The following is a 13,394-nucleotide window of genomic DNA, read 5'->3' as shown; positions in this document are numbered from 1 at the left end:
GGCGGCAAGGCCCGGTGCCCGGTGCCCGGGGCCGGGTGTGGGGCGGGGCGGGGCGGGGGGGGCCGCTCCGCTTTCTGTCGTGGCCGCCTCAGGCGGTGCGCGCGCGGAGGGTGGCAAGCACCTCCTCGGTATGCTCGCCCGGCTTGGGCAGCGGGCCGCGCACGCCCGGCCGCCGGCCGCCCATCAACAGCGGCAGCAGCACGGCCGGCCCGGTGGAGCCGTCGTCCATCTGCATCGGCGCCAGCCCGCCGCTGGCCTTCAGGTGCGGATCGTCGAGCAACTGGTCCGGGCGCACGATCGGCGCGTAGGGAATGCCGGCCGCTTCCAGCCGGGGCGCCAGCGTTGCCGCGTCGTGGCGCGCGAGAATGTCGCCCAAGGCCTGCAGCAGCTGCGGCCGCGCGGCCACGCGCAGCGCATTGCTGGCGTACTGCGGGTTGTCGAGCAGCTCCGGATGGCCGAGCACGTTGCACAGCGTGGCGAACTGCTTGTCGCTCACCGCCCCGATGAACAGCTGCTCGCCGCCGGCCAGCGTGAAGACGTCATACACGCTCCAGGCCAGGGCGCGCGCCGGCATGGGCGGCGGCGGCTCGCCGGTCATGGCGTACTGCTGCATGTGCTGCGAGGCCAGGAACACGCAGTTCTCGAACAGCGCGCTCTGGATTTCCTGCCCGCGGCCGGTACGATCGCGCTCGCGCAGCGCCGCCAGCACCCCGATCGCGCCGAACATGCCGCCCATGATGTCGTTGACCGACGTGCCGGCACGCAGAGGGCGCCCGGCCGGACCGGTCATGTAAGACAGCCCGCCCATCATCTGCACGACTTCGTCCAGCGCCAGGCGGTTCTCGTAAGGCCCCGGCAGGAAGCCCTTGTGCGACACGTAGATCAGGTGCGGGTAGTCCGCCGACAGCGCGGCATAGTCCAGCCCGAACTGCTCCATCAGCCCGGGGCGGAAGTTCTCCAGCACCACGTCGCACTGGCCGGCCAGCTCGCGGGCGGCGGCGCGGCCCTCATCGGTGGTGATGTCGAGCACCACGCTTTTCTTGTTGCGGTTGAAGGCCCGGAACAGGCCGATGCCCGGTCCGGGCAGGCTGCGCGTCTTGTCGCCGCCGGGCGGCTCGATCTTGATGACCTCGGCGCCGAGGTCAGCCAGGATCATGCCGCACGTGGGCCCCATGACCAGATGGGTGAATTCGAGCACGCGGATGCCGGCAAGCGGCAGGGATTCATTGTCGTGATGCATGTTCGTCAGGCTGAAAAAGCGGTTGGAGATGAAACCACGGAAACGTCCCGGGCGGCTTGGCGATATCGCGGCCGGTGATTGTTCCGCGCGTTGTGTCATGCAGTGTGTGCCGTCGGTGTCGATATTGCACTCTTGCGTTTTCCGGTGACAGCATCTTCATCCAGTGAGCGGACCGGTTTGATCTGCCCGCTCGGCACCTGAGCTCGAAATCGCGATCAGCGCCCATCCGCTGGTGTGCGACAGGCTGAGGCAAACGCGTCCGGCGGCATTGGCTTGCCACGCATGCTGACAGCGAACCCGTCACTGCATACGATCCAAACGCACAACATATTCCGTTTCTCGGGTGGGTTGCAATAGGCAGCCGAGCATAGTTGGCGGCGTACCGTTTCTCCAGCGTGTACCGCGGAATCCAACGCGGATCGACCCATGCAGCACTTAAAAGCGCTATCAAAATGATTCTGGCGTCGTTGTGCGGCCTCGCCGTCATCCAGTACGGTCTGCGGCCGCACGCCTGGCCAGAACTACTGCGCCTCATTTTGAAATCGCTTTTTGGCCGGCCGAAGTTGTTTGGCTATGCGTTAGGCATGGTTTGGCCGAGCCGTTGCGTTGAACCGTGCGCTCGCGAAAAGCGTCGGCGTCGGCTTGATCGCTATCGTGTTCGCCGTTGGCGGCGAATCTTGGTCAGCAGCCTGCACCTCTTGAGGGCAGGCTCATCCAGCATCGGCCAACATGCTCCTCACTCTTTGATCAAGTGGCCGAAGCCCCGGCTTGGAAACCAGGCGGTACTGGAGACAAGGTGCGCCAGATCAGCAGTTTGTTGCGGCGGCTTATGTGAGAAAAATTGAGAATAACGGTGCTGTATCGATTTGCAGGCGGGTCGCATTGCGCCTATTCATTATGTCGGCCATGCAATTCCGCATCATTGCGTGAATTGGTCGTGAATCACTTGCAAATCAGGCGAGCATGGGAACCAGGGCGCGTCCGCCAACGAAGTATTTCGGAATCAACGTTTCCGTTCTGGATTCTTGTGTCGATTTGGAAGTAATCGCCCGCCAAAAAAACAAGCCGCCTTGCCATCGAATTAGCTTCGCAGTGATGCTGGTTCCATGATTTGAATTTCCATTTCAAGTCGCAGGGGTATAGCTTTTACAAAAGTCCTCCGTTCAACAATATTTCTAGGAACGATCCGTGACGACCGTAGCTGTTGAAAGTTCGACATTCCATGTACAGGAAGCAGACCACTTCCCGTCGCTGACCACCAGCGACCTGCTGTTGCAGGCAGCGTATCGATATCCCGAGTCCGGCCTGCGCTTTGTTGATGATCATGGCGCCGGCGAAGTGGATTGCCTGAGCTACTTCAAGCTGCTTCAGGAGGCCAAGTGCATCCTTGCCGAACTCCGAGTCCTCGGACGCAGGCCTGGGGATAAGGTTGTACTGCTGCTTGAGCGAGCGCGGGATTTTGTGCCGGCATTCTGGGCGTGCGTGCTTGGTGGCGTGATTCCCTGTCCTGTCGCGCCGATTCGGCATGATCCGATGCGCTGGCAAAAGACACTGGAGCACATCGACGCGTTGCTGGACAGCCCGCTTTTCATCACAACGCATACGCTCAAGGCGGGTCTGCCGGACACCATGGAGGTCGTGACACTGGACGCGCTTCGTCATGCGCACTCGGTCTCACCGCTGGTCCCCGTCCACCCTGCTCGTGTGAATGATCCCGCTGTTTTCGTACTGACGTCGGGTTCGACCGGAAACTCCAAAGCGGTTGTTCTGACGCACGGGAACCTGCTCGCATCAATGGCAGGCAAGAACGGATATCAGCGGCTCGGCTCCGATGACGTCACGTTGAATTGGATTTCATTCGACCATGTCGCGGCCCTGCTGGAAGCGCACTTGCTACCGCTGTCGGTTGGCGCCGCGCAGATTCATGTCGATTCTGCCCCGATCCTGTCTGACCCGCTCCTGTTTCTGCGGCTCATCTCGGACCATCGCGTTTCAATGACCTTCGCGCCGAACTTCCTGTTCGGCCAAATCAACGCTGCGCTGCAAGCCAAAGATGCTCAAGCCCAGGCAAAGCACAGTTTCAACCTGTCCCGTCTGCGGCACATTATTTCGGGCGGCGAAGCCGTGGTGGTGGAGACGGGGCACCGGTTTATCGAGCTGCTTGCGCCCTATGGACTCGTGGCCTCGGCACTCTGGCCTGCGTTTGGGATGAGCGAGACTTGTGCCGGATCAATCTATTCGCGCAACTTTCCCGACGGCGACCAGCGTCGGGAGTTCGCGAGCCTCGGATATCCGGTCGCAGGCTTGCAGATACGCGTCGTCGACGAGAGTGGCGCACCGCTTCCGGATGGCGAAACAGGAGAATTGCAGCTTCGCGGGCCGATGGTCTTTGGCCATTACCACAAAAACGAGGAGGCAACCCGTCAAGCCTTTACGGAAGATGGCTGGTTTCGCAGTGGTGATCTCGGCCAGATTCGCGGGGGACAACTCCGTTTGGTCGGGCGCAGCAAGGACAGCATTGTGGTCAGCGGAGCAAACTACTTCAGCCACGAACTGGAAGTCGCGCTTGAGCAGCTCGACGGTATTGAGCGTTCGTTCGTTGCCGCATTTCCAACCCGCCCCAAAGGGGTCGATACTGAACTGTTGGTCGTGATATTCGCGACGACGATACCGCTGAACGACGAAGCCCGCCTGCATCAACTGAATGTCGCCATACGCAACACGACGATTCTCCTGTGGGGATTCCGGCCAGCCCTGATATTGCCGTTGCCCAAGACAGACTTTCCCAAGACCAGTCTGGGCAAGATCCAGCGGGCGACACTGCGCAAACGCCTTGAAAATGGCGAATTTTCCGAGACGATCGCGTACATCGAGAAGATGACCGAACGTCAGATGGGCGGTTATACGCCGGCAGCAGATGCGATCGAGAGCGCGATCATCGATCTCTATGCGGACCTGTTCGGAATCGCCGGCGCGACGATCGGTGCGACCACAAGCTTTTTCGATCTTGGCGGAACGTCACTGGACATCATCAAACTGCAGCAACGGCTCCATCGCCAGTTTGGCGCGCAGGCTGGCGTTTCGCTTGCAGTGATCCTGCAGAATCCGAGCCCGCGCGCGCTCGCCGCACGTATCGATCCGGCACGACGCGCGCACGCCGAATACGACCCTGTTGTCCCGCTACAGACCAGCGGCAGCAAGACGCCGCTGTTCTGTATCCACCCGGGCGTGGGGGAGGTTCTGGTGTTCGTGAATCTTGCGAACTATTTCGTGAATGACCGTCCGTTTTATGCGCTGCGTGCACGTGGGTTCAACCCGGGCGAGACCCATTTTCAATCGTTCGATGAACTGGTCCGGACTTACGTCACGGCTATCCGAAAGCGTCAGCCCCAGGGTCCCTATGCGATCGTTGGGTACTCTTACGGCGGGCCGGTTGCACTGCCCGTTGCCCAGATGCTGGAAGCTCAAGGGGAGCAGGTCGCGTTCCTCGGCAGCATCGATGCCCCGCCCGTCATCAAGCATCCGCGCGGCAAGGTGGATGCCGTCGAAAGCGCGCTTATGCTCGCGTTCTTCTTGTCATTGATCGATCGATCGCAGATTGATGCGCTGCCGGAACGGTTACGCGCCATGCAGCCGCACAAGGACCCGTGCGACTACCTGTTCGAGATCGCCCCCAAAGAACGTTTGAAAGAACTGGATCTGGATCTTCCACGGTTCAAGGCCTGGGCAGCACTGGCGCTGTCCTTGTCCGACATTGGGCAGGCATACACCCCGTCCGGTAGCGTTGACTCCATCACTGTGTTCTATGCCGATCCGCTCTGGGGTTCGAAGCAGGCGTATCTCGAGCATGAACTGAAGCGCTGGGATCAGCTTACGCGCTCGCCGAACCGGTACATCGAAGTGGCCGGCGAACACCACACGATGCTGGACCCGCGACATGTGGCGAGCTTCCAGGCGGTGCTGCGCGCTGAACTGGATCGGGTGTTGGGAGATGCCGCGTGAGCCGGACGGAGGGGCCGATGACGGCGGCCGTCAACCTGGCGCACGTGAATGGCGTGGATATTGAGTACGTGGAGCAGGGAGAGGGGCCGCCTCTCGTGTTCGTGCATGGCTACATCTCCGATCACCGTGTCTGGGATGATCAGATACGCCTCTTTTCCAGGCACCACAAGGTCATCGCACCGTCGCAGCGTTACTTCGGAACGCGGCAGTGGCGGGACCGTGGCGAGCGGTTTTCGCCGTCCACACATGTGGATGACCTCGCCGCCCTGATACGCAAACTTGGCGTGGCTCCAGCGCATATCGTCGGATGGTCGTATGGCGCGGCACTCGCGCTTGCCCTTGCCGTGCGGCATCCGGACTGCGTGGGCTCCCTGTTTGCTTACGAGCCGGGCGTCACCACATTTGTCGAGGATCCCGAGGAGGTCAGGATCGTGACCGAAGACCGTCACGACATGGTTGGCGCAGCCCTGGCCCTGAAAAGCCGGGGAGACTCCGCCGGGGCGGTCGGCGCGGTATTCGATCACGCAAACGGAAGCACGGGCCTTTTCGAGGCGTTATCCGATACGGCGCGTTCGATCTTCCTCGATAACGCGCGCACCGTCCCCCTGATGTTCGGCGCAGCAGAGCCTTTATCCATCAACCGGGCCGATCTGGCGCATATCAAAGTCCCCGTCGTGATGGCACGGGGCGGGTTGACCCGGCCGTTGTATCGCATCGCAACGGACGTGGCGCATGGCTGCATTCCGGCGTCGCGCTTGGCGGTCATTCCCGACGCGATGCATGCGTCGCCAGTGCTGACGCCCACGCGCTTCAATCAGGCGTTACTCGACCATCTTTCTGCGTTGGCGGTCGCCTAAAACTGGGAACACCCTGTCGGGATGCCGTGGAGACCACCCGCCGCTACCGACTTTCTTGGAAAACCAATTGGATCATGAAAGCATCTGAATTTGATCGCACCCAGAAATGGGTATTGATATTGACTTCGATCGCGACGTTGATGGCAATGCTGGATGCAATGGTCGTCGCGACTGCGACGAGTGCCATTCGCGCGGACCTCGGTGCTTCGCTCAGCGCGTTGCAATGGACCATGAACGCCTACAACCTGAGTCTGGCGGCCCTGTTGATGACAGGAGCAGCATTGGGCGATCGCTTCGGTCGGCGGAGGGTATTCGTCACCGGGCTCTGCGTGTTTGTGGCGGCCTCCATCGCGTGTGCCCTCGCGAGAAGCGCGGAATGGCTGATCGCCGCGAGAGTGGTTCAGGGGGCTGGGGGTGCCCTCGTCACCCCCTTGTCAATGGCGTTGCTGAGTGCCGCGTTTCCACCCGAACGCCGCGGGAAAGCACTGGGTTTATTCGGCGGCATCACGGGACTGGCGCTGATCCTGGGACCGGTTCTGGGTGGTGTCATTGCCGGCAACCTGCCCTGGCAGTGGATTTTCTGGCTGAATGTGCCCATTGGACTGCCGCTGATCGTGCTAGCCGTACGGCGCATCCCAGACAGCAAGGGGCCGGCTGCCGCGCTTGATATTCCGGGCGCGCTGCTCGTCATGGGAGCGTCCATCGGTCTTGTCTGGGGGCTCATGCGGGGCAGCAGCAAGGGGTGGTCTGACAGCGAGGCGCCATTGGCGCTGGTTGTCGGTGCCGCTTTTATGATCTGTTTCGTCTTGTGGGAGCGGCGCGCCAAACATCCCATGATCCCTATGCGACTGTTTGCTTCGCGAGTATTCTCGTCGGGCATTGCCGCTTGTTTTCTCTTCTATGCCGGGATGTACGGGGTCGTGTTCTTCCTCCCGCAATTTTTCCAGTCGGCCCAGGGGCATGACCCGTTTGCCGCCGGCCTGCGCCTGCTTCCATGGACGGTCACCTTGTTCTTCATTGCGCCGCTCGCCGGCAGCATGGTGGATCGGATCGGTGAGCGCTCGGTGATGGTCACCGGCCTGCTCCTGCAGGCCATCGGATTTGCCTGGATTGCGTGGGCTGCATCGCCAGGGACGTCGTACCTGAACCTGGTTGCTCCGCTGGTGATTTCCGGGGCCGGTATATCGATGGCTGGACCTGCGGCACAGAAAGCGGTGCTGGGGGCCGTCACGGTACAAGACATCGGCAAGGCGTCCGGGGTTTTCAACATGTTCCGGATTCTCGGCGGCGCAACCGGCATTGCCATTGCGGTCGTCGCATTTTCGATCTGGGGAAATCTGGGTTCGGAGAAAGATTTCAGCGAGGGATTCGCGCATGTGATGGGCGTTTGTGCCGTCCTGTCAATGGCGGCTGTCCTCTCGGCAACGTGGCAACCAACGCATCGCGCCGCGACCGCAGCGCAGTCGGCCAATCTGTGAGAGGGCAACGCGATGACCAGGCGGATACATTCCGACGTGCATTGGCCGGAGGCGGGTGCGGCGGAATGTTGAGCGCCTGCGATTCCGCGTTGGTGTCGTAGGGTGCCATCCACTCATATAAGCCGCTTGCCCTCGCCATGAGCGCCGAAAATCGGTCCCGGTTATCGCGCGCCGCATGGCCACAAGCCTGGGGCCATTCCCCGACATGGGGGCTCACGCATCCGGCGCGGACGTCGGGGCGTAGATGCCGCGCAGGGCGAGCACGCGATCGGCGTCGGGCAGCGACAGGATGGCCTGGGCAAAGTCGATCAAGGCGCGGCAGCGCTCGGCGGCCGGCGCGGTGTGACGCAGTGTCGGGAAGGTCAGCACGCGCTGCTCCTGCGCGGGCAGCGCGGCGATCGCCAGCTGCAGCGCCGGCATGGCCTGGGCGCGGGTCACCATGGGGGCGTGCTCGGGATCGGCTGCCTGCACGAGGTCGGAGAACAGGGCCTGCTCGCGCGTCAGCAGAGTGCCCGGCAGACGGGCGGCGATCGTGCCGGGGCCGGCGGTGCCGTCCAGGTAGCCCACGCAAGCCTCCGGACTGATGCGCTGCAGGGTCTGCGCCTGATCGATCGTCAGGCGGGCGTTGGCGAGCAGCAGCGCATCGGGCGCGGTCGGGAGCAGGACGCGGTAGAGCCTGGATGATTGCGCGCGCAGCTGGGCGATGATCTCGGCATCGCTGGCATTGCGCTGCAGGGCGGGCCAGATGTTGTCGAGCAGGCTCTTGAAGTGGGCGGGGTATTTACGTTCGAGCGTTGCGTAGAGCGGCGCGGCGCGCAGTTCGGCGGAGAGGGCTTCGCGCGTGGTGAGCAGCGTGGCCATGGTCGCGTATTCGCCGCCGGACGAGGCGCGCGTGACGACGCCGTTGTCCAGCAATTCCCGGTCGGTCGGAAACCATATCGCGTCGAATGGCGTTGCCTGGACATGGCGCACGAAGGCATCCGGCAGGCCGGCCGCGGCATAGGCGCTCCAGAGCGCGCTGTCGGTGGCGCCGGGTGCCTGGTCCTGGTCGGCGCCGATCGCGCGCGGCCGATGAAAGCCGATGCGCGCCCCGGGCGCGGCCGCGCGGTCGTCGCCGGCCAGGAAGGCGATGGTGCACGCCGATGCGCAGGTGCGTTCCACATAGGTGTGCAGGCGATGGCGTCGGATCACCGCGGCGACCAGCGTCCCCTCGCGCAGCCAGCCGCCCTCGGAGCGCAGCACCACGGTGGTGGCGCCGGGCGTCTTGCGCAAGGCCTGCTCCAGGGCGTCGGCGGCGCCGTCGTTGATGCCGCCGGTGAAGAGCACGGCGCGCCCGTCGCGCTGCGGCGTGACGGCAAATGGCGAAGCCGCCTGCTCGCCCAGCGCGGTGCGCACATGCGCGCCCAGGCGCGGCAGGTCATTGACGACGCGCGATCCGGTGCCGATCGCGCCCAGCAGGATCATCAGCTTGGCCACCTTGCACCACACGCCCGACAGTCCGGCGCTCCGCTTCTCCGCCTGTTCGCGCTCCGCCGCACGCCAGGTGCCGACGATGGCCCACATCCACAAGACCAGCCCGAGCGCATAGATCAGCAGCAGCGCCGATGACGCGGCGCGCGCCGGCGCATTGTGCGCCAGCGCATGGGTGATGCCCGCGCTGAGCGTCACCGTGCCGAACTGCATCAGGGCGGTATGCAGCCAGTAGGAGCGGGCGAGGCTGTAGTCGCCGCGCCAGTGCCGCGCGAAGACATTGCGTGAGGGGCGCGCCGCCGGCTGTGGATCGGCGGGACAAGCGGGCGGGCAGACGTGGGTCGCGGCGGAAGTCATGTTGAAGCTTGGAGCCGCGTACCAGTGTGCGGCGCGGCCATTGTCGCTGTCTGGCCGCGCAGATCGCTTCCCCTCGTCGGAGGGATCAGGCCAGGATCGAGACCTGCGGCGGGTCGGCGGGCTCGATCGTGGTCGTGCTGGCCGGATGGCTCGACTGCTGTCGTGCCTGGTGCCGCACGTCGGCCGTGCCGGACGAGCCGGTCACCTTGTCGGTGACCTGCGCCTTGGTGGTTGCCGAGTTGCCGCCGGAGGCGCTCGACTGCTTGTTCTCGATCCGCTTCTCGGCCTGCTCGAGCCCCTTCTGGGACTGCAGGCGGGCAATCTGGGCCTGCACGATCTGGATCTGCTGGCTCAGCAGCTGCTGCTGTTCCTTGAGCTGCGTCGCCGGCAATCCCTGGGTGGACAGGTCAGCGAGCGATTTCTGCAGGTTCTTGAGTTGGCGCTGCAGCCGTTCGATTTCGGTTGCCGAGCCGCTTCCACCTGTGGCGCCGGTGGTTGCGGTCGTCGATGCGGAGGAGGAAGTCAGTTGCATGGCTATCTCGCTGTTCGGTACGCCTGTTATCGGCGGTGGGGCGGAGAACTTGAGATGTGCCGCGAAAAATCTCTCGCCGGGTGCTGTCGAATCGCGCGATGTTCTTTCGATGCCATGCGTGGATTGCGGCCGTCGAGCAAGGGCCGGCCGATTCCGATCGACGTCGATGGACGGTGGCGGTGCCATCGCCCGCGGCGCAGCTCGCGCGCATCGCGTCGTGCCGCGAGCGGTCTGCCACAACGTCGCGCTGGTGCCGGCCGGATGGACGCGCGCCGCCGCCGAATCGGCCGCGCGCACCGCGCTGCGCGCCTGCGATGTTCCGCCGGTTTCCCATCGAGTACACCGGTCGCCGCCCCGGCGATGCTGCAATTGGCTTCATGCTCGATGCTCGTCAGGCGATTGATGAGAAAAAATGAGATGTGTATTGCACGTCGACACGCAACAAGTCCAATTTGGTGACTTATGATTCGCCTCTCTCAGCGATACGCCTTGCTGCGCGACTGAATTCTGTATCTATAAGAGATACGCGTCTCTTTATAGTGGACGACATGGTAGGTGCAGTCCTACAAAGTGGCCGCCGGCCTGTCGGAGTGACTCCTACAAATTGTGTGTTCTACCGTCGGAGTTGTCCTACAAAACTTGTAGGACAGGGTAGGAAGTGTCCTACGGATTGATTCCCCGGCATCCCATGCTCAGAGTCGCGATTGTGCGACGCTTTCCCAAGCGACTTGTCGAAAATTTAGGCAATTAAATTGCTTTCTTTGTCGAAACCTTGGGGGAAAACCGTGTCAAACGCCCGCTTTAGCGCACGGTCTATCCCGTTCGTTTACACCGCCCAACGCTGATTTCTTCGCGTTTCTTAATGTTTTTGTAGGATGATTGCCTACAAGAATAGTTGACCTTCCACCCCTCCACGGTAGGGGGGCGCCCTTCTTTACTTACCCCGTTTCGAAATCCACAATGTGTTCAACAGAAAACAACTTCGCCATGTCTTTTGCGACGTGAGTAGAAGTAGACGGAAGGGGCCGGCAACGGTGTCGACTGTCAGGAACATCCGATTTGTGGGGCTCGGCGAAGCCCGGCGAGGGAAAGCGGTGCAGCCGCTGCCGGACGTCACCGCTAGGAATCGGATGCGGGATGTACTTTTACTGCACACGACGGGACAAACATGGACACGCAAGACATTGTTTCCGAGATCAGTGAACTGAATCTCACTTATCTGATGCTTGCCCAGCAGATGCTGGCCAAGGATCGCGATGCCGCCCTTTTTCGTCTCGGCATCTCGGAAGAACTGGCTGACATCCTGCTGACGATGTCGCCCGCGCAGATCGTGAAGCTGGCCAGCACCAACATGCTGCTGTGCCGTTTCCGCTTCGACGATCACGCCATCCTGGGTCTGGTGACCCAGCCGCACCGTGACAAGGGCCTGCAGCAATCGCAAATGTCGATTCTGCTCGCGCGTCAGGCGGTTGAGCAGATCAACTGAGCCGATTGCGGGCGGGTCTTTCCGCCCGGTTCAGGGATTCGGATGGGTAGCAGGAAGCAAGCGGGAGCAGTGCCATGCGTCATACCAGCGTCATGAACGAAGTCGGGCAGATCCACCTCGCAGCGGAATTGATTTCGCTCGGTGCGCGTCTGCAGTTGCTGGAACAGGAAACCACGCTCAGCCGTGAGCGCCTGGTCAAGCTGTACAAGGAAATTCGTGGTGAGTCGCCGCCCAAGGGCATGCTGCCGTTCTCCGCGGACTGGTTCCTCACCTGGTCGCCGAACATCCATTCGTCGATCTTCCTGAACATCTACCGTTTCCTGGGCGAGAACAGCCGCAGCACCGGTGTGCGGCGCCTGATCTCGGCCTACAAGCTGTATCTGGAGCATATCCACGTCCACGAGCAGGAAGAGGTGCTGTCGATCACTCGCGCGTGGATGATGCTGAAGTTCTTCGAGGGGAAGATGTTGCACACCGTGAAGTGCAAGCGCTGTACCGGCCATTTCGTGGCCCATGCGGACGACCTGCACCACGATTTCGTGTGCGGCGTATGCCAGCCGCCGTCACGCGCAGGCAAGAAAAAGCGCGTAGCTGGCCAGGTCGATGCGGTCGCGGACAAGACGATCGACGCCTGAACGGCTTTGAGCAGGACCGCCGGGGACGACGGGAATAGCGGGCGCGGGGGCCAGGACGGGAAGCCCCGCAGTCCGCAAGCAGCAACACGATCCAGATCCTGAAAAAGGACAGCAGAAAGCACAGGGGCTCAGACAGCACAAAAGGGGAAGGGGGATAGCCGGTTCGCCGCACGTATCGTGGCCGACCGGCGTTTTTTTTTTTGCCGCCGCACATGCCGAAGGGACGGAAAGTGATTTCCGTCCCTTTTTTCTTTCGATCCGCCTTGCCTCGGAGGCGCCGGGAGGCGGGTGGTGCTCAAGCCGCCCGGTTTATTGCCGTTCTTGAAAGCAGGCGAGGCGCTTCCCATGTGCTGCGCCGGACCAAAAACGGTGCCCGAAGCCTTCAGTAAACCGGGTGTGTGCCGTTAATTCCCCCTGTATTGATGCAGGATCGCCCATTCAGGAGTTTGCCCCGTGCTAGTCGCCATCGGTTACATCGTGATTCTCGCCTCGGTGTTCGGCGGCTACATGCTGGCCGGAGGACACCTTGGTCCCCTGTTCCAGCCGACCGAGCTGCTGATCATCTTCGGCGCCGGCGTGGGTGCCTTCGTGGTCGGCAACGACAAGAAGGCGATCAACGCGACGGTCAAGTCGCTGCCGGGCCTGTTCAAGGGCTCCAAGTACACCAAGGCGCTCTACATGGAAGTGATGGCATTGCTGTACGTGATGCTGTCCAAGATCCGCCGCGAAGGGATGATGTCGATCGAAGCCGACATCGAGTCCCCGCATGAGAGCGCCCTGTTTTCCAACTATCCCGCCATCCAGGCCGACCACCACGCGCTCGATTTCATCTGCGATTACCTGCGCCTGATGGTGGGCGGCAACCTGAATCCGTTCCAGATCGAAGCGCTGATGGACCAGGAAATCGACACGCACCACCACGAGGCCGAGCAGCCCGCGCGGATCATCACCAAGGTGGGCGACGCCATGCCGGCCTTCGGCATCGTCGCCGCGGTGATGGGCGTGGTGCACACCATGGGTTCGGTCGGCCTGCCGCCGGCCGAGCTGGGCAAGCTGATCGCCTCGGCGCTGGTCGGGACCTTCCTCGGCATTCTGCTGGCGTATGGCTTCATCGGCCCGCTGGGTTCGCTGCTGGAGCAGCGCGCCGAGGAGTCGACCAAGCTGTTCCAGTGCATCAAGGTGACGCTGCTGGCCAGCATGAACGGCTACGCCCCGGCGATTGCCGTGGAGTTCGGCCGCAAGGTGCTGTTCTCGACCGAGCGCCCCTCGTTTGCCGAACTCGAAGACCACGTGCGCGGCGCCAAGACCGCGTAGCGCACGGCAACGCAGACCAACCA

The 13,394-nt window shown here is 62.6% G+C and carries 10 protein-coding genes; 7 read left to right on the top strand and 3 right to left on the bottom strand.

Going from position 1 to position 13,394, the window contains the following annotated elements:
* Window positions 1–88: 88 nt before the first annotated feature.
* The gene (locus GO999_RS21020; RefSeq protein WP_011004669.1) at window positions 89–1,240 is read right to left on the bottom strand and encodes a CaiB/BaiF CoA transferase family protein; all 1,152 of its coding nucleotides are present in this window, start codon (window positions 1,238–1,240) and stop codon (window positions 89–91) included.
* 1,188 nt (window positions 1,241–2,428) lie between these two features.
* Between GO999_RS21020 and GO999_RS21015 the strand changes: the two genes are divergently transcribed.
* The 3 genes from GO999_RS21015 (at window position 2,429) to GO999_RS21005 (ending at window position 7,577) form a co-directional block, all read left to right on the top strand.
* Window positions 2,429–5,242: an AMP-binding protein gene (locus tag GO999_RS21015; RefSeq protein ID WP_165591816.1), complete on the top strand. Its 2,814-nt coding sequence runs from the start codon at window positions 2,429–2,431 to the stop codon at window positions 5,240–5,242.
* A 17-nt stretch (window positions 5,243–5,259) separates the two neighbouring features.
* A complete protein-coding gene (locus GO999_RS21010; RefSeq protein ID WP_011004666.1) occupies window positions 5,260–6,099 on the top strand; it encodes an alpha/beta fold hydrolase in 840 nt (279 codons plus the stop codon).
* 74 nt (window positions 6,100–6,173) lie between these two features.
* Window positions 6,174–7,577 carry a DHA2 family efflux MFS transporter permease subunit gene (locus tag GO999_RS21005; RefSeq protein ID WP_089190903.1) on the top strand — a complete coding sequence of 468 codons (1,404 nt, stop codon included), beginning with the start codon at window positions 6,174–6,176 and terminating at the stop codon, window positions 7,575–7,577.
* 213 nt (window positions 7,578–7,790) lie between these two features.
* Here GO999_RS21005 and GO999_RS21000 read toward each other — a convergent pair whose 3' ends face one another.
* Both GO999_RS21000 and GO999_RS20995 read right to left on the bottom strand, forming a co-directional pair.
* Window positions 7,791–9,404, bottom strand: coding sequence for a COG3904 family protein (locus GO999_RS21000; protein WP_211906818.1), 1,614 nt, complete (start codon window positions 9,402–9,404; stop codon window positions 7,791–7,793).
* An 85-nt stretch (window positions 9,405–9,489) separates the two neighbouring features.
* Window positions 9,490–9,936 (bottom strand): FlxA-like family protein, encoded by a 447-nt coding sequence (locus GO999_RS20995; RefSeq protein WP_011004663.1) that lies wholly within the window; start codon window positions 9,934–9,936, stop codon window positions 9,490–9,492.
* Between the two features lie 56 nt (window positions 9,937–9,992).
* Between GO999_RS20995 and GO999_RS20990 the strand changes: the two genes are divergently transcribed.
* The 4 genes from GO999_RS20990 to motA all read left to right on the top strand — a co-directional run bounded on the left by GO999_RS20990 (window position 9,993) and on the right by motA (window position 13,371).
* Window positions 9,993–10,352 (top strand): hypothetical protein, encoded by a 360-nt coding sequence (locus GO999_RS20990; RefSeq protein ID WP_072633770.1) that lies wholly within the window; start codon window positions 9,993–9,995, stop codon window positions 10,350–10,352.
* 752 nt (window positions 10,353–11,104) lie between these two features.
* The gene (gene flhD / locus GO999_RS20985; RefSeq protein ID WP_003263508.1) at window positions 11,105–11,422 is read left to right on the top strand and encodes a flagellar transcriptional regulator FlhD; all 318 of its coding nucleotides are present in this window, start codon (window positions 11,105–11,107) and stop codon (window positions 11,420–11,422) included.
* A gap of 74 nt (window positions 11,423–11,496) precedes the next feature.
* A complete protein-coding gene (gene flhC, locus GO999_RS20980) occupies window positions 11,497–12,057 on the top strand; it encodes a flagellar transcriptional regulator FlhC (RefSeq protein WP_011004661.1) in 561 nt (186 codons plus the stop codon).
* A gap of 453 nt (window positions 12,058–12,510) precedes the next feature.
* A complete protein-coding gene (motA, locus tag GO999_RS20975) occupies window positions 12,511–13,371 on the top strand; it encodes a flagellar motor stator protein MotA (protein ID WP_003263511.1) in 861 nt (286 codons plus the stop codon).
* Window positions 13,372–13,394: the final 23 nt, after the last annotated feature.

It is taken from the genome of Ralstonia nicotianae, assembly GCF_018243235.1.
Classification (GTDB): domain Bacteria; phylum Pseudomonadota; class Gammaproteobacteria; order Burkholderiales; family Burkholderiaceae; genus Ralstonia; species Ralstonia nicotianae.
This window is presented reverse-complemented; position numbering and strand designations above follow the sequence as displayed.